Origin of the sequence: Streptomyces sp. NPDC008092 (genome assembly GCF_042957285.1) — a bacterium.
Taxonomy (GTDB): Bacteria; Actinomycetota; Actinomycetes; order Streptomycetales; family Streptomycetaceae; genus Streptomyces.
In genome coordinates, this window is sequence record NZ_JBIBHY010000005.1 from 646,813 (window position 1) to 668,267 (window position 21,455).

Consider the following 21,455-nt stretch of genomic DNA (forward strand, 5'->3'; position numbering starts at 1 on the left):
TCGGCCGGAGACCGGCAGTCAGGGAACCCGAAGGCAGGAGACCGGCAGTCAGGGAACCCGAAGGCAGGGGACCGGAAGTCAGGAGACCGGAAGTCAGGGGCAGGACCGCTGAGCCGCGTGTCAGTTCGTGCAGCCCGTGACCACCGTGGGGCTTCCCGCGCAGTTCGTCGGGTTGTTGCGGGTGATGGCCGAGTCGGTGACCGTGAACGTCCTGTTCGTGAAGACGCCTCCGGGTGCCACCGTGGCGGAGTTGTTGCGGACGTTGCTGTGGTCGAGGGTGACCGGGCCGCCGTCGTTGTAGATACCGCCGCCCTGCGCCGAATCGGTGCCGGTGGTCGGGCCGTTCGCGCTGTTGCCGAGGACGTTGCTGCCTTTGAGGACGAGCACGCCGCTCGCCGTGGCGTTGTAGATGCCGCCGCCGTCGCCCCCCGGGGCTGCGGCGACGTTGCCGCTGACTTCCGTCTTCTCCAGCGTCAGCTGCACCGTGTTCGCGATGCCGCCGCCCAGGGAGCCGGTCGTGTTGTTCGCGATCTTGCTGTCGTCGATCTGCGCCGTGCCGCCGACGATGCCGACACCGCCGCCGGCGGCGGCCGACGTGTTGCGTCTGATGAGGGTCGCCTGGACGTAGGTGCTGCCGCTCGCCTGGGCGATTCCACCGCCGATGGACTGGGCGTGGTTGCGGCTGATCTCGGCGTCCTCCAGGCCCAGCGTCCCCTCGTTGAACAGCCCGCCGCCGTTGGCCCCGTTGTTGAACGCCACCCAGCCGCGCCGGATGATCGCCGTGCCACTGGTGGACACCGCCACACCGCCCCCGTTCCCCGAGGCGGTGCTCTGGAGCACGTCGACACCGGTCAGTCTGAGCGTGCCGGCGCTGACGAGGATGCCTCCGCCGTCGCCGTTGGCCCTGCCGCCACGGAGAGTGAGGTCCTCCAGGCGGAGCCGGCCGCCGGAGACGACCTCGAAGATCCGGAAGGTGGCGGTCGGGTTACCGGTGCGGACGATCGTCGCGCCGTTGCCCCGGATCGTGAGGTCCCGGTCGATGCGCGGCAAACCGTCACCGGTGGCGCCGACGGGGGCGGTCAGCTGGTAGACGCAATCGCGGGAGAGGGACAGGGTCTCGCCCGGGGACGCGCCGAGGATTGCGGTGGTCAGCGCCATCGTGTTGCAGGCGACCGGTGTCGAGGAGTCGTCGCCGCCACCGGCGGCCGCCGGTCCCGCCGTCACACATGTGACGACCGCTGCCGCCACCGCGGCCGAGCTGGAGAGTCTGGTGTATCGCATGACTCTGAGATGCGACATTCACAAAGATCATGTTCAGATACGATGATCCGCTCACTCGATCACGCCGCGTGAATCCTCCTACCGGCTCAGCCGGTCCGCGCTCACGGATGCATCCGCGCCCCCTTCAGCACCTTGTCCACCCCGTTCCGCGGTCCGTACACCGCGAGCCCCACCAGGTCCAGCTCCGCCGTGGGCACGGCACGCACCGCCGCCCGGTTGTCGCGGTCGTTTCCGGTCGAGAACAGGTCCGCGGTGAAGACGGCCCGGGGCAGGGCGCGGCTCAGTGCCCGCTCGTGCGCGGCCTTCAGGGTCTCCTTGCCGCCCTCGAAGACCAGTACCGGCTGCCGGAACATCGGCAGGTAGGCGACGCCGTCGGCGTCCTCGTAGGGCTCCCCCACCACCTCGGGGAGCGTCGCGCCCAGGCCGCTGACCAGGAACGCGGTCACGTTCAGGCGCTGCCAGGGCTCCAGGTCGTCCCGCAGCAGCACGGCGATCTTCGTGTCGAAACGGACGGCGTCCGTACTGGAAGTGCTCATGCCCCGAGACTGCCGGGCGCCGTTCATCCGGGTCTTGTACGTTCTTTGCATGGCCGCCCGGCAGTCCGTCGCACAGGAAGTAACCGCCTGGCGCCCCCGCGTCCCGGGCGTCACCGAGGTCTTCCACGCCCGTTTCACCGAGTACGCCTACCCGATGCACGTCCACGACGCCTGGACGCTGCTCATCGTCGACGCCGGCGCCGTACGGTACGACCTCGAACGGCACGAGCACGGCACCCCGGGCGACACGGTCTCGCTGCTGCCCCCGCATGTGCCGCACAACGGCTCCCCCGCCACCGCGGACGGCTTCCGCAAACGCGTGGTCTACCTGGACGAGAGCATCCTCGGGCAGGACCTGATCGGGCCGGCCGTCGACGGGCCCGACCTGCGCGATCCCCTGCTGCGGCAGCGGGTCGGACTGCTGCACGCCGCGCTCGCCCGCCCCGGTGACGAACTGGAGGCCGAGAGCCGGCTCACCCTGATCGGCGAACGGCTGCGGGACCTGCTCCGCCCCCGGCCCGTGACCCCCGACCCCCCGGACCCGGCCCTCGCCCGCACCCTGCGCGAACTCCTCGACGAGCGGGTCGCCGACGGGCTCGCCCTGGAGGAGGCGGCCCGGCTGCTGCACGCCCATCCCGCCCACCTGGTACGGGCGTTCAGCGGCGCGTACGGCATCGCCCCGCACCAGTACCTGATGTCCCGCCGGGTCGGCCGGGCCCGCCGGCTGCTGCTCGACGGCGTACCGCCCGGCGAGACGGCCACCGCCACCGGCTTCTACGACCAGGCCCATCTCACCCGGCACTTCAAGCGGCTGGTCGGGGTGACGCCGGGGCGCTACCGGAGCAGCGCGCGCTGAGCCTCGTACAGGTTCCGCGGCCGTACCGCGTCCCAGGTGCCGTACAGCTCCAGGCGGGAGTTCAGGTCGCCGGTGAAGTCAGGTACGTCGATCTGGTCGAAGTCGGTGACCGTGTTGAGGCCGACCGTCGCGGAGTACGGGGCCAGGCCGTCGAGGCGCATCAGACCCGCGCGGCCGTTGGTCACTCGAACGTTCCAGTGGGTGAAGCGGGCGCCGAACAGCGGTCCGGCGTTGGCGTCGCCGCCGTGCCGGCCGTTGTTGTCCACGGTGATGTCGGTGCGGACGTTGGCGAACGGCAGGCCGCGGTGGGAGTCGAAGGTGCCCATCTGCATCTCGCCGCGCGACCAGACGTTGTAGGAGGACAGCCCCTCGACGTTGATGCCGTGGAGTTGGGTGTCGGACGGGGCGGGGACCGTGCGCTGCTCGACGGTGAAGTCCTCGACGAGGTTGTCGTGCGAGCCCTCGCGGCAGAAGTAAGGGTGGTGCTCGCCCCGGCCGCCGACCCGGGTGCGGCGCAGGGTGCAGGCGGAGGCGGCGACCAGGCCGAAGCCGTTGTCGACGTTGCGGACGGTGACGTCGTCCACCCAGCAGTCGTAGGCGCACTGCAGGACGACCCCGTTGTAGCCCTTGTCGAGGAGGTGCGGGGACTGCGGGGTCTCCATGACGTCGAGGGTGAGGCCCTCGACCCCGGAGCCGGTCAGTTCGCGGACGTGGGTGGTGAACTGGGGGTTCCACTCCGGGCGGAGGTCCAGCGGGAGCGGGCGTTCCAGGGTCACCCTGCGGCCGCGGACGGCGGTGACCCGGACGGGCCACTCGTAGGGGACGTACGACAGGAGCTTGGTCTTGTCCTCCCAGTAGTACGACGCCGGTCCCGGGCCGCCGCCGGACATGTGCTGGAGGAGGGTGTGGGCGGTGTCGTCGGCGACCCGCAGCAGGACCAGGCGGCCGGGGCGCAGGCGGGAGGGGTCGGCGACGGTGACCGTCCGGTCGCCCTGCCGGGCCGGTTCGACGGGGGTCAGCTGCTCCCACTCGTCGCGCCTGTTGCCGGTCCAGCCCTCGAAGGGCCAGGCCTGCGCCTTGATCGCGGCCACCAGCGAGTCCCAACGGGGCTTCGGCGCCAGCCAGATGAGCCCGCCCGCCCAGGACCACGCCGACTTCGTGCCGCCGTAGCGGGAGCCGTACGGGCCGATCAGCTCGGTGAGGTTCTTCGTCGCGTACAGGGTCGTACGGCCGCTGCCGGCGCCGCGCAGCACCACGTTGTCGTAGCCGATCAGGACCATGCCGTCGATGCGGAAGGTGCCGGGCGGGATGGTGACCGTGCCACCGCCGGCCCGTCCGGCAGCGGCGATGGCACGGTTGATCGCGGGGGCGCAGTCGGTGACGCCGTCGGCGACGGCACCGTACGCGCGGATGTCGGCGACGACGGGGAGGCGGCGGACGCGGGCCGCTCCGGCCCGGCCGACGTAGGGGATCTGCGGGTGGGTGAAGGGGGTGCGGGTGAACTCCCGCCAGAGGGAGGGGACCTGGCCGTCGGAGGCGTGGGCCGTGCCGCCCGTCACGGCGGCCGCGGCCACCGCAGTGGCGCCGGCGAGCAGGGTCCGTCTGGTCATACCGGCGGCGGTCACGCCGTGGTGCGTGGTGCTCATTCCGTACGTCCTTCCCATGGCGGCTTTCATGGTTGTGAACGACGTTCATATTTGCGTCGGCGGTGAGCATGCCACGACGACCCGGCACCTCGAAAGAGGCGTGCAGGTCTTAATCGGGTACGGGCTCAGGTACGGGTTCGGGTGCGGAGCTGAAGTCAGTCAGCGGGACGGTCGATCAGATGTGTGAACGCGTCCAGGTTGCGCGTCGACTCGCCCCGGGACACCCGCCACGCGTACTCCTTGCGGATCGCGGAGGCGAAGCCCAGCTCCAGGAGGGTGTTGAAGGCGCCGTCCGCGGCCTCCAGGACCTGGCCGAGGAGCCGGTCGAGGTCGGGGGCGGTGACGGAGGAGAGCGGGAGGCGGGCGGTGACGTAGACGTCGCCGAGGCGGTCGACCGCGTAACTCACGCCGTACAGCTTGAGGTTGCGCTCCAGGAGCCAGCGGTGGACGGCCGGTTCGTTCTCGTCCGGGTGGCGGATGACGAAGGCGTTCAGGGAGAGGGAGTGGCGGCCCGCGATGAGGGAGACCGTCGTCTTCAGCTTGCGGGTGCCGGGGAGTTGCACGACGTAGGTGCCGGACTCGGGGCTCTCCCACTCCAGTTCGGCGTCCTTCAGGACACCCTCGATGACCTGCGCCGCCTGCCGTTCCTGTGAAGCATCACCCATGGGCCGAGCGTACGCGACGGCGGTGGGACTGGGTCGCGGCCAGGTAGACGTCGGCGGTGGCGGCGGCCGCCGTGTCCCAGCCGAAGCACTGGGCGTGCCGGGCGGCGGCGCTGCCGAAACGGTCCGCCAGAGAAGCGTCGTCGGCGAAGCGGCTCAGCACGCGCGCGTACTCGGCGGGATCGTGACCGCGCACCAGGAAACCGGTCTCGCCGTCCCGTACGGCCACCGGCAGACCGCCGACCGAGGCGGCGAGGACGGGGGTGCCCGCCGCCTGGGCCTCTATGGCCACCAGGCCGAAGGACTCGCTGTAGGAGGGCATGACGAGGACGGAGGCCGCCCGGAACCAGTCCGCGAGCTGCTCCTGGCCGACCGGCGGGCGGAACCGGACGACGTCCGCGATGCCGAGCCGCGCGGCCAGCTTCTGCAGGCCCTCCGGCTTGGCGAGACCGCTGCCGCTGGGGCCGCCGACGATCGGCACGACGATCCGGGAGCGGAGTTCGGGGCGCTGGTCGAGGAGCACGGCCACGGCGCGGAGCAGCACGTCGGGGGCCTTGAGGGGCTGGATGCGGCCCGCGAAGAGCGGGATCAGGGCGTCCTGCGGGAGGCCCAGGCGGGCGCGGGCCGCCCTTCGGCCGTCCGCCGGGCGGAACCGGTCGAGGTTCACGCCGGGGTGGACGACGGCGACCTTCGCGGGGTCGGCGCTGTAGTGCCGTACGAGTTCGTCGGCCTCTTCGGAGGTGTTCGCGATGAGGCGGTCGGCCGCGGCCACGATCTGGGTCTCCCCGATGACCCGGGCGGCGGGTTCGGGGGTGTCGCCGTCGGCCAGGCTGGCGTTCTTGACCTTCGCCATGGTGTGCATGGCGTGCACCAGGGGGACGCCCCAGCGCTGGGCGGCGAGCCAGCCGACGTGGCCGGAGAGCCAGTAGTGCGAGTGGACAAGGTCGTAGTGGCCGGGGCGGTGGCCGGCCCAGGCCTGCATCACGCCGTGCGTGAAGGCGCACAGCTGGGCCGGGAGGTCCTCCTTGGCGAGGCCCTCGTAGGGGCCGGCGTCGATGTGCCGGACGAGGACGCCGGGGGCGAGTTCGACGGTGGGCGGGAGGCCGCCGGAGGTGGCCCGGGTGAAGATCTCGACCTCGATGTCGATCGCGGCGAGGCGCTGCGCGAGCTCGACGATGTAGACGTTCATGCCGCCGGCGTCGCCGGTGCCGGGCTGGTGGAGCGGTGAGGTGTGCACGGAGAGCATGGCGACGCGGCGCGGCCGGCGGGCCCGGCGGAGCCGGGAGGGAGCCGACGGGGAGCGGCGCCCGAGCCTGCTGACGTACTGGCTCACGTGGCGGTCCTCTCTCGGTGCGGGCATGCCGGTGGGAGGGCATCGACTGCCCTCCAACGGGGTGCAACGCGGAGGGGTGGGTTCCCATTCCGGGGGTGGTTGATTTTGCCGACACATTGCCTGTTGTCGCTCAACCGTTCGAGGGCGGGATGCGTAGGGGTGGTTCGCGTACCAGTTCGGGTGCGGGTGGGTGGGGGCTGGTCGCGCAGTTCCCCGCGCCCCTTACGGGGCGCTTACCCTCGTAGGCATGACAGCCCGCGCCGCCTCCCGCCCCGTGGGAAACGTGACGCGCGGGACCACCAACCCCAACCGTCTGCGCCGGATGGACCGGTGGATCGCCGCCACGCACGGTGCCGCGTTGCGTCGCGCCGCCGACCCCGTCGCCGTCGACCTCGGCTACGGCGCCGCCCCCTGGACCGCCGTGGAGTTGCTCGGCCGGCTGCGTACCGTCGCGCCACGCGCGCGTGTCGTCGGGGTCGAGATCGAGCCCGCGCGGGTCGCCGCGGCCCGGCCGTACGAGCGCGAGGGGCTCACCTTCCGGCACGGCGGGTTCGAGATCCCCCTCCCCGTGCGGCCGTTGCTCATCCGCGCGGCCAACGTGCTGCGGCAGTACGACGAGGGCGAGGTCGCCGAGGTGTGGGGGCGGCTGTGCGGGCGGCTCGCGCCGGACGGGCTGCTGGTCGAGGGGACCTGTGACGAGATCGGGCGGCGGCACGTGTGGGTCGCGCTCGGGACGGAGGGGCCGCGGACGGTCACCTTCGCGACCCGGCTCGGGTCCCTGGACCGCCCGTCCGACCTCGCGGAACGGCTGCCGAAGGCGCTTATCCACCGCAACGTGCCGGGCGAGCCGGTGCACGCGTTCCTGCGGGACTTCGACCGCGCGTGGGCGGCGGCCGCGCCCTACGCGTCGTACGGCGCCCGGCAGCGGTGGCTGCGGGCGGTGCGGGACCTGACGGCCGACTGGCCGGTGACGGACTCGGCGGCGCGCTGGCGGCAGGGCGAAGTGACGGTGGCGTGGGGGGCATTGGCGCCGAGGGCCTGACGGGGCGAGGTGGGAACGATCTCGGTGAGTCGTTCGTCACAAAGGCGGGGAGATCGTCATGCTCGGGGGGAAACCGGGGAGGAACCCACCTGCCGTCACCTCTGTCGCTTTGCGGCGCGTACCTCTGTCGCTTTGCAGCGCGCCGTGGCACGATCCTCCACGTGCCATAAGTTACTGACGGTTAATCAGTTTTGGAGGGTCGGGTCATGGGACCGGACAAGCACACCGTCCGGCCGGGCGGGCGCGGGATCCTGGCGACGGCGGTGACCGTGGTCTGCGCGGTGACGGTGCTGGCGGCGCCGGGCACGGCGTTCGCGGCACCCGCTCCGACACCCTCCCCCAGCGCCTCAACCTCCGCCGGCGCCTCCACCGGCGCCTCCGTGACCGTGCCGCCGGACAGGAACCTTGAGGCCGTACAGGAGAAGCTGGACAAGCTCTACCACGACGCGGCCGTCGCCACCGACGCGTACAACGCCGCCGAGGAGGCGGCCCGGAAGCAGTCCGCCGAGATCGTCGGCCTGGCCAAGAAGATCGTCAAGGGGCAGCAGAAGCTCGACGGGCTGAAGGAGCGGGCGGGCCGGGCGGCCGCCGCCCAGTACCGCACCGGCGGACTGCCGGACAGCGCCCAGCTGATGCTGAGCGACAACCCCTCCGAGTTCCTGGACGGGGCCGGGCGGGTGCTCCAGGGCGAGCGCGCGACCAGGGCGCTGATCAGGGAACTGACCCGGACCCAGCAGGACCTGAAGCAGTACGCGGCGGACGCGGCCGCCCAGTGGAACAGGCTGGAGGCCGGCCGCAGGGCGAAGGCCGCCGCCAAGAAGAAGATCACGCAGCGGATCGCCGCCGCCGAGAAGCTCCAGTCGACGCTGCAGAAGAAACAGCGGGAGCGCCTCGCCGAGCTGGAGCGGGAGTCGGCCTACAAGGCGCAGACCGCCTGGCTGGACACCGGGATACTCGACGAGATCCACAGCAAGGCGTCCGCGGCGGGCAAGAAGGCGGTCGCGTTCGCCACCGCCCAGCTCGGCAAGCCGTACGTGTGGGGTGCCGAGGGCCCGGACTCCTACGACTGCTCCGGGCTGACCTCGCAGGCCTGGGCGAGCGCCGGGAAGCCGATCCCGCGCACCTCCGAGGAGCAGTGGAAGCAGCTCAGGCACATCGACGTGAAGGACATGCGGCCCGGCGACCTGATCATCTACTACGACGACGCCAGCCATGTCGCGATGTACGTCGGGGACGGCGCGATCATCCAGGCCCCGCGCCCGGGGCGGACGGTGTCGATCGGCGGCGCGGGATCGATGCCGATCCTCGGGGTGGTACGACCGGACTCCTGACCCGACCTGACCGGTCCAGGCCCTGTCCCGACCGGTCGTGACCGGACCTGGCCGCCATCCCCAGGCGCTTTAGGCGTGATGTCCCTTTCGTGAGCTGCGTCATGTGACTCAGTGCACCGCAACACCCGCTCAAACTCAGGCGGCACGTGACCTTCGTCATCCCCGTCGGGCGGCCTTCTTGTCCAACTGCGGTACGGCACGCGGCATATGCCAATGGCCTGAGACAGAGCGACGCGCCTCACACCATTCCGTTGCGGTGGCCAGTACCGCTATGGTCCCCGTCGGGTGGGTCGAGGTCCCTCGCCCCGCCATGCCCTCGGGGGGAGGGAAGGAACCCAACACGATGCCCGTACCCGTACCGCGGCAGAGAGCGATCCCGGCCGTGGAGAGTGGTCAGGCGCCGGCCGCCGCGCCCGCACAGGGCGGCGGCCCCCTCAAGGAAGAGGCCAACCGCACGGAAGCCGCCACCCAGAACACCGGCGGCACCACTCTCACCCTGCTGCTGATCGAGGACGATCCGGCCGGTTCACCGGTCCTGCCCGAGTTGCAGGACGCGTCCGGCACCTCGATCCGCGTCCGCACCGCCCGCAACCTCACCGAGGCCGAGCGGCTGCTGACCGACGACGTCCACTGCATCCTGCTGGACCTGGCGCTGCCGGCGCCGGGCGGCAAGGGCACGGAGGGCGAGCTCGGCGTGCTCAAGCACGTGCTGGAACTCGCGCCCCGGCACGCCGTGCTGGCCCTCACCGCCTCCGGTGACGCCGAGCGCGGCACCGAGGCCGTGCGCGTCGGCGCGCAGGACTACCTCTTCCGGGACGAACTGGACGGACGGCTGCTGAGCCGCGCCATCCGGTACGCCGTCGAGCGCAAGCGTTCCCTCACGACCGAGCGCAAGCTCGCGGAGGGACGGCTGCGCGCACAGGAGAACCGCCGGCTGGAGCGGGGCCTGCTGCCCACGCCCCTCCTCGACGGCTCCTCGCTGCGCTTCGCCGCCCGCTACCGCCCCGGCCGCTCCCGTGCGCTGCTCGGCGGCGACTTCTACGACACCGTGCGCACGCCCGACGGGACCGTGCACGCGATGATCGGCGACGTGTGCGGGCACGGCCCGGACGAGGCCGCGCTCGGCGTGGAGCTGCGGATCGCCTGGCGGGCGCTGACCCTGGCGGGGCTGAGCGGCGACGATTTGCTGAGCACTCTGCAGGAGGTCCTTGAGCACGAGCGTTCCGACGAGGAGATCTTCGCGACGCTCTGCACCGTCGACATAGCGCCGGACGGACGCCGGGCCGGGCTCTGCCTGGCCGGGCACCCGGCGCCGCTGGTGGCCCGGCCCGGGCGGCCGGCGGAGCTGCTGCCGTACGAGAACAACGGCCCGGCGCTGGGGCTGCTGAAGGGTGCCCGGTGGCCGCGGATGCAGGTGAAGCTGGGCGCCGAGTGGAGCCTGATGCTCTACACCGACGGCCTGATCGAGGGCCGGGTGGGCTCGGGCGGCGAGCGGCTGGGGCAGGAGGGGATGGTCGAGATGGTCCGGCGACAGCTGGCCGCCGGCCTGACCGGGGAGGCGTTGCTGCGGGCGGCGGTGAACGAGGTGCGGCAGCTCAATGGGGGCGAGCTGACGGATGACGTGGCCGTTGTGCTGCTGGATCGAGGGGTTTGAGCGGCTGCTCGCCGTTTCCGGTTCGGTGGTCGGCCGCCGGCAGGTGCGTGGGTGGCTGGTCGCGCAGTTCCTCCCCCAGCCTTCGGCCGGGGGAACCCCCGGCCGCCCCTACGGGGCGCCTAGCGGCCGCCGTTGTACGGGCCGTACGGGCCGTCGCTGCTGCTGCCGCCGCGGCGGCCTCGCCAGCCGCCGCCACCGCCGGACACCTGCTTGACCGCGGGCCGGACGTCGACGAGGTAGACGATGCTCGCCACCACGCCCGCGATCGGGAGGATGGAGAGGATCGAGAAGAGGTAGCTGACGACCAGCGCGATGGCCAGGATGATCAGCCAGAACATCTTGTTCTGCTTGTTGGCGGCGCGGAACGCGTCCTCGCGCCGGAACACGGCGTCGACCAGCCCGAACGCGGCCAGGGCCATCAGGACGATCTTCAGCAGTCCCAGGAACCCTGCGAATCCCAGCATCAGCATGCCGTCACCACCCGCTCTCTCCCGATCCCTACGCGGCCACCGTACCCGTAGAACGGGCCGGGCACCCTTATGGTGCCCGGCCCGTACGTTCTCCTGATGCGGGCGCCGCTTACTTGGCCGGCGGAGTGGTCTTCCTGGCCGGGGTGGCCTTGCGCGGGGCCGGGGTCTTCTTGGCGGCCGGGGCCTTCTTCGCCGCGGCCGGCTTGGCCTCGGCGGCCTTCGGCTCGTCCGCCTTCTTCTCGTCCTCCTTGACCGCGACCGCCTCGGGCTTGCCCTCGACGGCGATGGCCAGGTCCTCGATCTCGTCGGCGGCCTCGCCGCGCCAGGTCTTCACGGCCTGCTCACCGTGCTCGGCGACCTTCTCGTAGGTCTCGCGGGCCTTGACGGCGTACTCGGCGGCCACGCCGACCTGGCGCAGCGCGAAGTCCTGGGCGGACTCGCCGAGCTTCTTGAGGTCCCCGTCCAGGGAGACGATGAAGTCGTTGACCTTGGACTGGAGGCTGGCCTGCGCCTCCTTGGCCTTGACGCCGGCCTCCTTGGCACGGGCGGCGGCCTTCTCCTGGACGGCCTTCGGGTCGGTCTTGCGGACCGCCTCGATGCGGGCCGGGGCCTCGGCACGCAGCTGCTCGACCAGGCCGGGAACCTTCTTGGCCTGCTGGAGGGCCAGGTCGGCGGTACCGGCGGCGAAATAGAACGGAGTCGGGTCGCTGAGGGTCTTGCGCAGGTCGTCGGTGATGGCCATGGTGATGGTCCTCCCGTATTAAAGTTCGGCTGAGGGTTTTTCGGTCCGCGGCGTGGCGGCCGGCGCGCTTGGCCGGCTCATCCGGCCGTCCGCCGCGGATCGGTCTCGCTGTCTTCGGTGTCGCTGTCTTCGGTCTCGCTGTCATCGGTGTCGCTGTCATCGGTGTCGCGGCCTGGGTCGTGATCCCCGGCGCCGACGGTGTCCGTGTCGCTCGCGCGCTCCTCGCCCGACCCGAAGCCGTTCTCTTTCCTGAACGACTCGTAGATCTGCAGCAGCACCTGCTTCTGCCGCTCGTCGAGGGTGGGGTCGGCGAGGATGACCGCACGGGTCTCCACCTCGTTCAGATCCCGCTCGGCGTCGAGGATTCCGGCGCGGACGTACAGCGTCTCGGCGGAGATGCGCAGGGCCTTGGCGACCTGCTGGAGCACCTCCGCGCTCGGCTTGCGCAGCCCGCGCTCGATCTGGCTCAGGTACGGATTGGACACCCCGGCGGCATCGGCGAGCTGCCTGAGCGACAACTGCGCGTTGCGCCGCTGTTCACGCAGATACTCACCGAGATTGCCGACGTTCAGCGATGCCATACCTCCACCCTGCCCCACCCTCGCTAACAATTGCAAGCACCTGCTTGCAAAAGTGTGCCGCGCCATACCCGGATGGCCGACCGGGCCCGGGCCGTGGCCGGGTCTGCGCGCTGCGGGCCGAGTCGGTCAACCTCCTGCCGGAGCGGACCCGTCGCCCTAGTGTTGGCTGATGCGTGCACACCAAATTGACCGGCCGGCCGATCTCGACGTGGTCCGTGAGTCCTATGACCGGGTGGCCGACAACTACGCCGAGATGGTGGCGACGACGGGAATGGGCGACATCCGTCGCCATCCCTGGCTCAAGGCGTCGATCGACGCGTTCGCCGACACCGTGAGCGGACTCGGGCCGGTCCTCGACGTCGGCTGCGGGCCCGGAACGGTGACCGCCTACCTCGCCGAACGCGGACTCGACGTGTCCGGCGTCGATCTCTCGCCCGGCATGATCGAGAACGCCCGCCGGCTGTATCCGCACTGCCGCTTCAGCGTCGCCTCCGCCACCGACCTCGGCCTCGAAGAGGCGTCCCTCGCCGGCGTACTCGGGTGGTGGTCGCTGTTCAACCTCCCGCGCGACGTCCTCCCTCAGGTCCTCGCAATGTTCGCGCGGGCCCTGAAGCCGGGCGGGCACTTCATCACCGGCACCCATGTCGGCGACGAGGACGTGGTGCGCACGGAGGCCTACGGCGGGGTGGCCGTCCGCTGGACCACGCACAAGTGGCGCCCGGAGCAGTTCGTCGGCCTGATCGAGCGGGCCGGGCTGCGCCCCGTCGCCGAACTCCGGCTCCCGGCGGACGAGTTCAGCGGGCCGGGTCTGGTCGTCATGGCCGAGCGCCCCGCCTGAGGACGGGGCGCCGGAGGCGGCACAGAGGGTTCGTGGCCGCTCGTACCGACTCGTGTCGGCTTATGTCGACTCGTACCGGCTCGTACCGGCTCGTGCCGGCTCGTACCGGCTCGTACCGGCTCGTACCGGCTCGTACCGGCTCGTACCGGCTCGTACCGGCTCGTAGCGGCTCGTACCGGCTCGTGTCGGCTCGTGCCGGGGCTCATGACCCGGCGAGAACGGCGCGGCAGGCGGACCAGGCCGGGCTGCTCAGCAGGGGGCGGAAGCGGGTGAAGAGGGTGAGGAGGCCGGGGCCCCACTTCTCCCGGAAGGCGGGGTCGATGCGGGCGAGGTCGAGTTCGTTGGCGGCCGTCAGCTCGGCGAAGTCCCGGCGCGGCTGGGGACCGGGGACACGGGCGCGTCCGGTGAAACGGTCGCGGACGGCCGCTTCCGGGTCGGCGAGCACCGGGTAGGTGGCCTTCCGGTCGCACGAGGCGTAGAGATACACGATCGCCTCGGCCTCCGTGCCGATCACCGCCGCGAGTTCGGTGCGGCGGGCGAGGGGCAGCAGGGCGGTGGGAAAGCCGTCGGTGCCGTAGAACGCGTGGCCGAGACCCGCGAGCCGGAGGGCGGGACGGGCGCCCCAGGCGGCGAGTTGCTCCTGGACGCGCTGGAGGTGCGGGAGAAGCGTGCCGCCGGGATGGGCGATCTCGGCGGCACCGAGTGCGCGGAGCAGCGCGACGGCCCGGTCGGAGGCGGCGGAGGCAACGGGGAGCGCGGAGGGCTCCGGAGCAGCAGGGGAAGCGGACACGAGGCGGTTCCTTCCGTCGCTCGGGTCGGCACCCGTCCGGTGCCTCCGCCCGGGTCCGGACCCCGCGGAGGCGCCGGACGGGTTGCCGCCCAGGGCCCTGCGTCGATCATCGCGAGACCCTCAACCCCAGTCAATCCTATGGATTTCTCCGCAGAGCCAAGCTGTAGCTTGGGTGCATGACTCTGGACGACCTGCGCGTCTTCGTGGCCGTGTGCCGGGCGGGCAGCCTCAGCGCCGTCGCCCGGGAGCTGGCCTGCACCCAGTCCGCGGTGAGCCAGCACGTGAAGCGGCTGGAACGGGAGACCGGCGTGAGCCTCCTGGAGCGCCAGTCGCGCGGCGTCGTACCCACCCATGCCGGGCGGGTGCTGTGCGACGCGGCCGCCGACGGCATCGCCGGTCTGGACTCGGCCCTGCGGCGCCTGGGCGACCTCGTCAGCGGCGACAGCGGCTCGGTACGAGTCACCACGGGCGGGACGACCGTACGGCACTTCATGGCCGAGGCTGTCGTCGCCTTCCGGCGGCGCCACCCGAAGGTGAACCTGGAGTTCCGGACGGAGACCTCCAGCCGCGGCTGCTTCGACGCCCTGGCCGCCGGTCACCTCGACCTCGCCTGGGTCACCCTCGGCAGTCCGGTGCGCGGCATCGAGCAGCGCCGGGTCGTGGAGCTGCCCTGGGTACTGGCCGTCCGTGCCGACGACCCGCTCGCCCGCAGGGCCCGTCTCGAAGTGGCCGATCTCGCCGGCATCCGCCTCATCCGGCTGCCGCAGAACTCCGCCTCGGGTGCCCGCCTCGACGCCGCGTTCGCCGAACTGGGCGTGCGCAGCAGCTCCGACACGAGCGTCGCCGACTGGGACACCGCCCTGCTGCTGGCGGAACTCGGTCTCGGCCACGCCGTCGTACCCGCGCTGCCCGGCCGCCGGGTCCCCGGCGACGACGGCCCCCTGCGTCTCGTCCCCGTCCCCGGCCTGCCGCCCCTGCCGGTCGGCTGGGCGGTGCGCCGCTGGGACGCGCTCTCCCCGCTCGCCCGGGTCTTCGCCGACACCGTCGCGGATTCCGTCGCGGATTCCGTCGCGGATTCCGTCGCCGCGTCCGCGCCGAGCCGGGGACGAGACTCCGCCGGGGGACGAGACGCGGCCGGGGGATGAGACGCCGCCAGGGGTGAGGCGTCAGCGCTGGGTCTTCAGCCAGTCCTCCAGCACCGCGAAGTCCGCCTCCGTCAGGCCGAACTCGTGGTCGACGCGGTGGAGGAGGGCGGGCCCCCGGTGGTGGGCGGCGACCCAGGCGCGGTCGGCCTCGGTGAGTTCGTCGTCGAGCCAGATGAACGGCCGCTGTCCCGCCCACGCCACCAGCGGCCTGGTCTTCCAGTGCAGCAGGGCCGGCGGCTGCTCCTCGTCCGGCCACTCCACGACGGGCAGCGGGGGCAGGCCCAGCCAGGGGGCGACACAGTCGTTGGCGTCGTCCATCCAGGTGGTGGCCCACACGAGGTCGCAGCGGAGGGCCTCCAGGCGGCGGCCGAGGGCGGGGTCGACGCGGGTGAGCAGCGGGTTGGGTGGGGGGCGGTCGGTCTCGTAGACCGGGTAGGGGCGGTCGGCGGGGGCGCCGAAGGGGATGAGGGTGCCGTCGATGTCTAGGAAGAGGAGCATCGGGGACAGGATCGCAAGAGAGTGCCGCAAGCGGTGGCAGCCGCTTGAGTACAGCCCCGCGTCCCGAAGAAGCGGGGCGTGGCCCTGGCCGCCGCTCAGAACGGCAGCGGCCTCGCATGCACCACGTCCAGCCGTGACACCGCCCTCGTCAGCACCACGTACAGCCTGTGCAGGCCCCGTTCCTCCCCCTCCGCCACCGCCGCCGGTTCCACGGCCACCACGTGGTCGTACTCCAGGCCCTTGACGACGCTCGCCGGGACCACGGCCACCCGCGCGCCCAACTCGTCCGGGCCGGCCGGTTCGAGGCCGGCGGCCGTCAGCGCCTCGCGTACGGCGCTCACCTGCGCGTCCGCCGCCACGACCCCCACCGACCCGGGGTGGGCCAGGGCCTCCCGCACCGCGCCGACCGTCGTCGCGGGCACGTCCCGTGTCGGACGGATCGTCACCTCGCCGTCGCCGCGGTAGGACTTGGCCGGGGGCACGTCCGTGCCGAGGCGCTGCAGCAGCCGGTTGGCCAGGGCCACGACCGCCGCCGGGACCCGGAAGCCGGTGGTGAGCGGGACGACGGCCGCCTCCGGCTTGCCCAGGTGGCCCAGTACGGCGGCCCAGCTCCGCGCCGACCAGGGGGTGGTGGCCTGGGCCAGGTCGCCGAGGACGGTGAGGGAGCCGAAGACCGCGCGGCGGGCGATCGCCCTGCACTCCATGGGAGACAGGTCCTGGGCCTCGTCGACGACGATGTGGCCGTAGCCCTCGGGGTGTTCGACGAGCCCCGCGACCTCGTCGAGGAGGACCAGGTCGGCGGCCGACCAGCGGGCGGACTTGTACGAGCGCGGCGGCCGGGTCCAGAGCAGGTCACGCTGTTCGGAGGGGGTGAGGAGCCCGTCCGCGGCCGCCGCCAGCACCTCGCCGTCCGTGAGGAGTTCGGCCACCACCTCCTCCGGGCGCACCTTCGGCCAGACGGTGTCGAGGTAGGCGCTCATCGCGCGGGAGCGTTCCAGGCGCCGGGTCCAGGCGCCGGGCTGCGGGCCCGCCCGCCGTTCGGCCTGGAGCTGTACGGCCCGCATCGCCCGCCCCCGCACCCGTTCCCGTCCGACGGCGTACGGCGGTTCCTCGTCCCGCACCCCCTCGACGATCTTCGTCAGTGCGGCGGCGGAGACCCGCCAGGTGTAGGTGCCGTCGGAGAGCGAGAGGGGGGCGACGGCGTCCGTGCGGACGTGGGCGTACAGGGCGCGGCGCAGGACCTCGGCCATCCGCGGGTCGTGCTTGAGCGCGGCGGTGCGGTGGGGGTCGGTGCCGGTGACCGGGTGGCGGCCGATCTCCTCCGGCAGGGTCGCCTGCCGCACGCCGGTCTCGCCGAGGGCCGGGAGGACCTCGGAGATGTAGGAGAGGAAGGTGCGGTTGGGCCCGAGGATCAGGAGGCCGGCGCGGCGGATGCGCTGGGGGTGGGTGTAGAGGAGGTAGGCGGCGCGGTGCAGGCCGACGGCGGTCTTGCCGGTGCCCGGGGCGCCCTGGACGCAGACGGAGTCGGCGAGGCCGGCGCGGACCAGGTCGTCCTGGTCGGGCTGGATGGTGGCGGCGATGTCGCGCATGGGGCCCACCCGGGGCCGTTCGATCTCGCGGGTGAGGATGGTGCTCCCGGTCCCGGGCTCCCCCCTGCTCAGGTACTCGTCCTCCAGCCCCGTGAGGTCGGCGGAGTCGCCGCGGCTGCCGGGCGCCCAGCCGAACCGCCGGCGTACCGCCACGCCCTGCGGGTCGTCGGGGCCGGCCTGGTAGAAGGCGCGGGAGACGGGGGCCCGCCAGTCGACGACGAGGGGCGGGGCGGTCGGTTCCTCGCTGATCCGCAGCCGTCCGATGCGGTAGCTCTGCCCCGCGTGCTCCCCCGCCTCGAAGTCGAGCTTGCCGAAGAACAGCGGGCCTTCCGGCAGCTCGCGCATCTCCTTGGCCCGGCTGCGCAGCCGGTACCCGAGCACTTCGGCGTCGGCACCGGAGGCGGAGACGTCCTCGCCGGTGACGACGTGCTCGACGGCGCCTTCGACCATGCGGGCGAGGGCGGCTCGGCAGGTGTCGTGGTAGGCGCGTTCGCGGTCGAGTTCCTGCTGCATGGAGGACAGCGTAAACGAGAAAATGCAACTTGGTTAAATTTTTTACCCGCACTCATCCGGCACTCATCCGGCACTCGTCCGGCAACCGTCCGGCAGTCATCCGGTGTCCGCGAGGGCTCGCTCCAGCCTCCCGAACGCCCGCTCCGCCGCCCGCACCGCGTCCCCCCGCACCTCCTCGACCCGCTCCCCCGCCGCGATCCGCCGCCAGTTGTCCTGCGCGAGGATCCGCTGTACGGCGATGATCTGGCCGGCCGCGAGCCTGGCCTCCAGGGTGCCGCCGAGAGCCTCGGCGAGCGCGGCCTCCGACCGCTCCAGGTAGGCGTACTGCCGGGCGACCAGGGTGGGGGTGCTGTTGAGCAGGGTGTGGAAGGCGAGCACCTGGGGGTGGTCGTTGAGCCCGGTGATCGGGTCGTTCCGTTCGAGTCCGGCGAGGAAGTGCGCCCGCAGCACACCGACCGGCGACCCGGCACCCGCGACCAGCCGCGCCGCCTCCGTCTCGTGGTCGGCGATCCGGTGCAGGACCAGGTCCTCCTTGGCCGGGAAGTACCGGAACAGCGTCGGCTTGGAGATCCCGGCCGCGGCGGCCACCTCGGCGACCGACACCGCGTCGAACCCCTTCGCCAGGAAAAGCCGCACGGCGACGTCCGACACGTCCTCGTACATCCGCCGCTTCTTGCGCTCACGCAGGCCCATGTCACCCATGCGCCCGAGCCTACGCAGCGGTGGTCAAGCCGACGGGACCTGCCGCCACTGCGGGAGCTTCGCGAGGTTCCACAGGTCGTCGAAGTGCTTGGCCCAGGTCGCCACCGCCGCCTCGGCCGCACCGTCCCGGGACCACACGTTCAGGTCGGTCCGGTAGCCCTTGGGGTCGTAGTACTCGTCGCCGAGGTGGTTCAGCCGCATCCGCACGGACAGGTCGTACAGACCGTGCAGCACCTGCTGCCGGTTGAAGATGCAGATCTTGTCGCGCGGGATTCCGGGATAGAGCCGGTACTCGCACTCGACGTGCACCCGGCCGACGGCCGTGAGCCGCTCCGCGAGTTCGGAGAGGATGCCGTCGTACTCACGGCAGCGCTGCTCCATGCGCTTGCGGAAGTCGGGGTCGTCCACGGGCAGGTCCTGCTCCCCGACCTTGGAGGGAACCGTCATCGGCTGGCCGAAGTCCGGGACGAGCATGCGGACCAGCACCCTGCGGGTGGGGCCAGGGTGGTCGAAGAGATCTTCCAGGCGGTGGTACAGGGTGTTGTATAGCGTCTCGCCCGTGTAGCCCAGAAAACTGATCTCCACTCGCCGCGCCTCGAAGGCCTCACTCACGAAGCCGCCCAACTGACTGGAGTTCACCAGTACCCGCGCCGGGGCACGGACCGACGACGTCAGCTCCTTCACCTGGTCGTACAGGACATAGCCGACCAGGCTCAGCAGCGCGCCGCCGAGATAGGCCTTGCCCTCCAGGGCGTCCCCGACCGGCTTCACGAACTGGGCCGTGAGGCCGGTGACGAAGATGCCGAGCAGCAGGATGCGGGTCACCACCGGCTCGACGCGCTCCTGAAAGCGCCTCAGCCGCGATATCCCGTCCCCACCCGCCGAACCACCGCTCCGCCCCGACATGCACGCCCCCTCCGCGCAACGCTGCCCGGCCGGCCCTGCAGACCCGTGGGCAAACGGGTATTCGGAGCACTCATGTTCCCGCTAGGTAAGTGCACGGGCAAGATGGGGGCTCGCCGTCGCCCGGGCGGGCAGGCCCAGGGAGGCGATGGCCGCCGCCAGTGTCATGGCGTACGAGTCCACGGCACGGCGGACGTTGGGGGCGTCCAGGCTCGCTCCGGTAACCAGCCGGTCCAGGTCGACGTAGGCGGAACGGACGATCTCGATCCACCGGTAGACCCGCCAGTCCTGCTGCCAGGCATGGGTGTAGACGTCCGGCAGCAGGCGCTCCCAGCGGCGGAACATCCGGTCCCGGATCTCCGGCCGGGTCGGGGTGAGATGCATGTGCCGGACCAGGTCGTACAGGGGGTCGCCGACGACCGCCATCTCCCAGTCGATGATGGTCAGCGCCATAGCGTCGTCCCGACGCACCAGGTTCCAGGGGTTCAGGTCGCCATGCAGGAGCATCGGACTGCGATCAGCCACCTGGTGCCTGGCCAGTATCTGCCGCAGCCGGTCGGCATCCGGCAGGCCGAGCTGCCTGGCGAGTTGCTGGGACTCCTTCGGCAGGTGCCTCACCAGCAGGACGAGTTGTTCGCTCAGGTAGTTGTAGAAGTTGTAGCTCGCTTCACCGGCGGCCGGATCGAGTCCGGTGTAGTCGACGTCCTTCAGCTCGCTGAGCTGGTCGACGAGCCGGTCCGCCTCGTGCGGCAGCAGGCCGTGCACCGGATGGTTCGGGGGCCGGTCGATGTCGAGCGGCCCTTCGTAGGTGTGAATGGCAAAGCTGTCTTTCCGGTACTTCCCCGGGTAGCTCTCGCCGAGGGCCAGGACTCTCGGCGCCGCCACCGAAACACCCGAGTGTGCGATGGCTCTGAGCACGGCATGCTCGCTCAGAAAACTGCGTTCGCGACGGAACACATTTTTCACCATGCGCCGCACGACGACAGGGAATCCGATCCCCGGAACCCGTACCACCGAATTCAGGTGACCAGTTCCCTTGAAAACTCGACCGGCCGGGGCGGCACCCTCGGCATGCAGGGCCCCCTGGACAGCCGCATAAGGAAAGTCGCGATGCTCGGGAAAACGTTTGTCCGGCGTCCAGGACACGGTGACGAAGCTGGAGAAAAGCCCCTTGCGTGCCTCGCCCCGGGAAATCCGCCACCGGAACAGAACGCGCTCGATCTCGGCTTCGCTGGGCAGGTGCCGCAACCTCAGCGGCGCCTCGGCCGCCTCCAGAGCACGGCGCACGGCTGCCGTGGCCTCGTCCAAGCCCTTCTGGTCGAACGATTCGTCCAGGGATGTCGCGGCGCGCATCACGTCCGGATAGACGGACTGCGCCCGCTCGAAGGCGACGTAGTGCTGAAGATCCTTGCCCACACCGTTGACCGCTCCGGGCCGGATCCCTCTCATGGCCGCGGCCCAGGCCTCGACCACCTCGGACCACTGGTGTTCGGGGTACCGCATGCGCACCAGATGAGTGGCGAGGTCGTGGAGGGGGTCTCCGTAGGTGGCGAGTTCCCAGTCGACGCAGATGAGCGACGGATGACCGCCGTAGGTGACGATCAGGTTGTCCCGGTGCAGGTCCGCGTGGAGCAGGCTGTACGGCCGCCGCGTCATCACCGGCACCCGCTCCGCGAACCGGGTGAGGGCGTCCTCCGGAATGCCCAGCGCCGCGAACAGTCCGCCGAAGGCGTGCAGGTTGGCCCGTCGGATCTGCCGGTCCGCGCAGTGCGCCAGCGTCTGCAGAAAACCCTGGCTGTCCTGGCCGTTGCTGGGCCAGGAGGCCGGCAGGCCGGGCAGCGCACCCCTGCGCACCTGGGTCATAAGCGCGAGGAGTTCGGCGATTTCATCAACGAGCAGTCCGTCGACGGGTTTGCCGTTGCCGCAGACGCTGGACAGCGGCACTCCTTCCACATAGCTGTGGAAGGCGAACCCGTTTCCCTCGAAGAGACATTCCGGGACATTCGGCAGCACGGTCCTGACGGCCCTGAGGATCTCCGCTTCGTTCCGCCAGGTCCTGATCACCACGGGCAGCGCATCGGCACGCCGCATGCGCACCGTCACCGACGTGCCGGACTCACGGCCCAGCAGCTGCGCCACGGGGCCGACCAACGGCAGGACGTAGTTCCTGTTGTGGTGCCCGCTGTGGGCCTTACCGTCTTCCATGGCGAGGCCCACGAAGTGCTGGTAAAGCGCATGACCTGCACCGGGTTTGGCGCGTTCCCCAAAGGAAATAGAGGGAACAGAAGATGCGCCCACTGGCCGCTCCGGAATTGCTAGCGCTGGCTGGAAAGTACGGCAAAC

20 protein-coding genes are annotated in these 21,455 nt (G+C 71.4%); 6 read left to right on the forward strand and 14 right to left on the reverse strand.

Annotated elements, in window-relative coordinates; translation table 11 throughout:
* Positions 1-120 precede the first annotated feature (120 nt).
* Positions 121-1,281 (reverse strand): right-handed parallel beta-helix repeat-containing protein, encoded by a 1,161-nt coding sequence (locus ACFZB3_RS19370; protein WP_391376827.1) that lies wholly within the window; start codon positions 1,279-1,281, stop codon positions 121-123.
* A gap of 101 nt (positions 1,282-1,382) precedes the next feature.
* Positions 1,383-1,868 carry a DUF2000 family protein gene (locus ACFZB3_RS19375; RefSeq protein WP_391376828.1) on the reverse strand — a complete coding sequence of 162 codons (486 nt, stop codon included), beginning with the start codon at positions 1,866-1,868 and terminating at the stop codon, positions 1,383-1,385.
* Between ACFZB3_RS19375 and ACFZB3_RS19380 the strand changes: the two genes are divergently transcribed.
* The gene (locus ACFZB3_RS19380; protein WP_391376829.1) at positions 1,867-2,673 is read left to right on the forward strand and encodes an AraC family ligand binding domain-containing protein; all 807 of its coding nucleotides are present in this window, start codon (positions 1,867-1,869) and stop codon (positions 2,671-2,673) included. The two genes, ACFZB3_RS19375 and ACFZB3_RS19380, sit on opposite strands and share 2 nt — an antisense overlap.
* On the opposite strand, the gene ACFZB3_RS19385 is transcribed toward ACFZB3_RS19380, so the two are convergent.
* From ACFZB3_RS19385 to mshA, 3 genes are all read right to left on the reverse strand, one after another.
* Entirely contained in the window at positions 2,652-4,319 is a 1,668-nt protein-coding gene (locus ACFZB3_RS19385) for a glycosyl hydrolase family 28-related protein (RefSeq protein WP_391376830.1), read from the reverse strand. The two genes, ACFZB3_RS19380 and ACFZB3_RS19385, sit on opposite strands and share 22 nt — an antisense overlap.
* Positions 4,320-4,474: 155 nt before the next feature.
* Positions 4,475-4,984, reverse strand: a complete 510-nt coding sequence (locus ACFZB3_RS19390) for a YbjN domain-containing protein (RefSeq protein WP_391376831.1) — start codon at positions 4,982-4,984, stop codon at positions 4,475-4,477.
* On the reverse strand, positions 4,977-6,314 hold the full coding sequence (gene mshA, locus ACFZB3_RS19395) for a D-inositol-3-phosphate glycosyltransferase (protein WP_391376832.1): 1,338 nt from the start codon (positions 6,312-6,314) through the stop codon (positions 4,977-4,979). Before mshA ends, ACFZB3_RS19390 begins: the two co-directional genes overlap by 8 nt.
* Before the next feature lie 247 nt (positions 6,315-6,561).
* Between mshA and ACFZB3_RS19400 the strand changes: the two genes are divergently transcribed.
* The 3 genes from ACFZB3_RS19400 (at position 6,562) to ACFZB3_RS19410 (ending at position 10,341) form a co-directional block, all read left to right on the forward strand.
* A complete protein-coding gene (locus ACFZB3_RS19400; protein ID WP_391376833.1) occupies positions 6,562-7,356 on the forward strand; it encodes a class I SAM-dependent methyltransferase in 795 nt (264 codons plus the stop codon).
* A 206-nt stretch (positions 7,357-7,562) separates the two neighbouring features.
* The gene (locus ACFZB3_RS19405; protein WP_391376834.1) at positions 7,563-8,687 is read left to right on the forward strand and encodes an NlpC/P60 family protein; all 1,125 of its coding nucleotides are present in this window, start codon (positions 7,563-7,565) and stop codon (positions 8,685-8,687) included.
* 343 nt (positions 8,688-9,030) lie between these two features.
* Positions 9,031-10,341 carry a SpoIIE family protein phosphatase gene (locus ACFZB3_RS19410; RefSeq protein WP_391376835.1) on the forward strand — a complete coding sequence of 437 codons (1,311 nt, stop codon included), beginning with the start codon at positions 9,031-9,033 and terminating at the stop codon, positions 10,339-10,341.
* A gap of 119 nt (positions 10,342-10,460) precedes the next feature.
* Here ACFZB3_RS19410 and ACFZB3_RS19415 read toward each other — a convergent pair whose 3' ends face one another.
* The 3 genes from ACFZB3_RS19415 to ACFZB3_RS19425 all read right to left on the reverse strand — a co-directional run bounded on the left by ACFZB3_RS19415 (position 10,461) and on the right by ACFZB3_RS19425 (position 12,134).
* Complete coding sequence (locus tag ACFZB3_RS19415; RefSeq protein WP_391376836.1) at positions 10,461-10,811, reverse strand: DUF2516 family protein; 351 nt, start codon at positions 10,809-10,811, stop codon at positions 10,461-10,463.
* Positions 10,812-10,920: 109 nt separating this feature from the next.
* Positions 10,921-11,553, reverse strand: a complete 633-nt coding sequence (locus tag ACFZB3_RS19420; RefSeq protein WP_391376837.1) for a hypothetical protein — start codon at positions 11,551-11,553, stop codon at positions 10,921-10,923.
* A 77-nt stretch (positions 11,554-11,630) separates the two neighbouring features.
* Positions 11,631-12,134 (reverse strand): helix-turn-helix domain-containing protein, encoded by a 504-nt coding sequence (locus ACFZB3_RS19425; protein WP_391376838.1) that lies wholly within the window; start codon positions 12,132-12,134, stop codon positions 11,631-11,633.
* A 169-nt stretch (positions 12,135-12,303) separates the two neighbouring features.
* Here ACFZB3_RS19425 and ACFZB3_RS19430 point away from each other — a divergent pair, with 169 nt between their 5' ends.
* A complete protein-coding gene (locus ACFZB3_RS19430) occupies positions 12,304-12,972 on the forward strand; it encodes a methyltransferase domain-containing protein (RefSeq protein WP_391376839.1) in 669 nt (222 codons plus the stop codon).
* Between the two features lie 202 nt (positions 12,973-13,174).
* Here the strand turns inward: ACFZB3_RS19430 and ACFZB3_RS19435 are convergent, their stop codons facing one another.
* Positions 13,175-13,687 (reverse strand): DUF6817 domain-containing protein, encoded by a 513-nt coding sequence (locus ACFZB3_RS19435; protein ID WP_391376961.1) that lies wholly within the window; start codon positions 13,685-13,687, stop codon positions 13,175-13,177.
* Positions 13,688-13,938: 251 nt separating this feature from the next.
* Here ACFZB3_RS19435 and ACFZB3_RS19440 point away from each other — a divergent pair, with 251 nt between their 5' ends.
* Positions 13,939-14,907, forward strand: a complete 969-nt coding sequence (locus tag ACFZB3_RS19440; protein WP_391376840.1) for a LysR substrate-binding domain-containing protein — start codon at positions 13,939-13,941, stop codon at positions 14,905-14,907.
* Between the two features lie 21 nt (positions 14,908-14,928).
* On the opposite strand, the gene ACFZB3_RS19445 is transcribed toward ACFZB3_RS19440, so the two are convergent.
* The 5 genes from ACFZB3_RS19445 to ACFZB3_RS19465 form a co-directional block, all read right to left on the reverse strand.
* Positions 14,929-15,405, reverse strand: a complete 477-nt coding sequence (locus tag ACFZB3_RS19445) for an HAD domain-containing protein (protein ID WP_391376841.1) — start codon at positions 15,403-15,405, stop codon at positions 14,929-14,931.
* 95 nt (positions 15,406-15,500) lie between these two features.
* Positions 15,501-17,507 (reverse strand): HelD family protein, encoded by a 2,007-nt coding sequence (locus ACFZB3_RS19450; protein WP_391376842.1) that lies wholly within the window; start codon positions 17,505-17,507, stop codon positions 15,501-15,503.
* Positions 17,508-17,603: 96 nt separating this feature from the next.
* Positions 17,604-18,209 (reverse strand): TetR family transcriptional regulator, encoded by a 606-nt coding sequence (locus ACFZB3_RS19455; RefSeq protein WP_391376843.1) that lies wholly within the window; start codon positions 18,207-18,209, stop codon positions 17,604-17,606.
* A 24-nt stretch (positions 18,210-18,233) separates the two neighbouring features.
* Positions 18,234-19,037, reverse strand: a complete 804-nt coding sequence (locus ACFZB3_RS19460; RefSeq protein WP_391376844.1) for a hypothetical protein — start codon at positions 19,035-19,037, stop codon at positions 18,234-18,236.
* A 159-nt stretch (positions 19,038-19,196) separates the two neighbouring features.
* Positions 19,197-21,410, reverse strand: a complete 2,214-nt coding sequence (locus ACFZB3_RS19465) for a phosphotransferase (protein WP_391376845.1) — start codon at positions 21,408-21,410, stop codon at positions 19,197-19,199.
* Positions 21,411-21,455 lie beyond the last annotated feature (45 nt).